The following is a 1,160-nucleotide window of genomic DNA, read 5'->3' as shown; positions in this document are numbered from 1 at the left end:
CTGCTACGGGAAGAGATGAAAGAGCACAATAAACAGTTGGTGGACGCTGCCGCCGATGCCGGTGTCACCACCAATATGGATTTTGCCATTTTCCAGAACCACGGTTACCGGGGGCTTTATGGCGGGCTGGATGCCAAAGATATCCACCAGCGCAAAGGGCTGAAAAAAAGCCATAAAATTCTCGATTTTATGGGCTCGACCGAACTGGCCGCCAACCTGTTCCGGGCTACCCAGACCGAAGAAAAGTTACGCCGTGATCAGGTGCAGGGCAAAACCCAGGCCAACCAGACCCATCATCAGGTCGGCGCCAAAGTAAGACAGACCATTGATGAGCTGGGTGGCACTATGCCTGAAGACCTGCCCACACCAGAAAGCAGTATCAAACAACTGGAAAAGCAAAAAAATAAAATCAGCAAGGCGGAGGATAACCAGGAATGAAAGACTACCCTGTTTCTGCCCTGCTGAAACTCTTCAGCCATGGACAATGTCGTTTTGCCCCCCGGCTCGACACATTACTGACCGGGCTGGCCCACCCTGCCCCTGAGTCAAAGCTTTGGAGCATCAGCCAGAAGCTGTTAAAAGTTCGTAACCAGCTGTCGTCTGACGAAGAAGCGGTAGCAGCCATTCTCGCCACCGATAAAACCATTCGCCAGCCCTGGTTATCCGTTATGGCGGGCAGGGTTAAAGAAGCAGGCAAGCTCAGTAATCAGGATGCCCTTATACAGCTGGTCACTCGCCTTGACTCTGCCGCACCCTGGGTGGAAGAAGCCCTGCCTTCGGCCAGTATTGCCCCAACAGAATTTCAGAGTCTGGAGCAACAATTATTAGGTGCCGGTGTTGAACAAAGCCAGTCGCTTCCCGTTATTACCCGGGTGTTAGCTGCTTCGGCCCAACTGACACAGTGGCAACCCTACCCTTTACCAGAACTGAAGCCTCTGGACGATACCTGCAACCCGGAACAAAACTGGGTTTCCGGACGCTTACTGCAACTGCCGCCATTCATCTTCTCAAGTAATCATTTTGCGGCCATAAACACCGATTCAAAACAGCCAAAAATGCTGTTACAACAACAAAAACCCCATAGCAGCCATGGCAAGCTGGCCGATATTGCCGCCACCCCCTGGTCTTTCCTGTTATGCGCCATTGTCTACGCCCAGGAC

Annotated in this window: 1 protein-coding gene and 1 pseudogene; both read left to right on the top strand. The window is 52.4% G+C overall.

Going from position 1 to position 1,160, the window contains the following annotated elements:
- Positions 1-438 (top strand): annotated as a pseudogene (dinD, locus tag KDK19_RS09010) (DNA damage-inducible protein D); the annotation flags it as partial.
- Positions 435-1,160: hypothetical protein (locus tag KDK19_RS09005; protein WP_257291771.1), on the top strand; the 726-nt coding region annotated here is incomplete at its 3' end. The pseudogene dinD and the gene KDK19_RS09005, both read left to right, overlap by 4 nt.

Source organism: Endozoicomonas sp. ONNA1, assembly GCF_024606325.1.
GTDB lineage: Bacteria > Pseudomonadota > Gammaproteobacteria > Pseudomonadales > Endozoicomonadaceae > Endozoicomonas_A.
The sequence above is the reverse complement of the archived record's forward strand: the minus strand, read 5'-3'. Positions and strand labels throughout refer to the sequence as shown.